Annotated in this window: 1 protein-coding gene; it reads left to right on the plus strand. The window is 39.8% G+C overall.

The features are described 5' to 3' along the window. Nucleotide 1 precedes the first annotated feature (1 nt). Nucleotides 2–407 (plus strand): IS200/IS605 family transposase (gene tnpA / locus LI074_RS17170; protein ID WP_173698480.1); only part of this gene is annotated, 406 nt, incomplete at its 3' end.

Consider the following 407-nt stretch of genomic DNA (forward strand, 5'->3'; position numbering starts at 1 on the left):
TATAGATAAAAACAAACTTTCATATGGTAGGGGATATGTCTATTCCTTGCAGTATCATCTTGTCTGGTGTACAAAATACAGAAAAAAGGTTTTAAAAAACGGAATCGATACAGAATGCAAAGAAATGTTACAGAATCTTGCAGAAGAATATAAATTTCAGATCCTGGCAATGGAGGTGATGCCGGATCATATCCATCTGCTTGTGGACTGTAAACCTCAGTTTTATATTTCAGATATGATCAAGATCATGAAAGGAAATCTTGCACGCCAGATGTTTCTTGCGTATCCGGAGTTAAAAAAGGAACTGTGGGGTGGGCATCTGTGGAATCCGTCTTACTGTGCCATAACGGTCAGTGACAGGAGCAGAGACCAGGTGCTTGCCTACATCGAAGGACAAAAGGAAAAAG

The organism is Blautia sp. MSK18_10, assembly GCF_020553185.1.
Taxonomy (GTDB): Bacteria; Bacillota; Clostridia; order Lachnospirales; family Lachnospiraceae; genus Blautia_A; species Blautia_A wexlerae.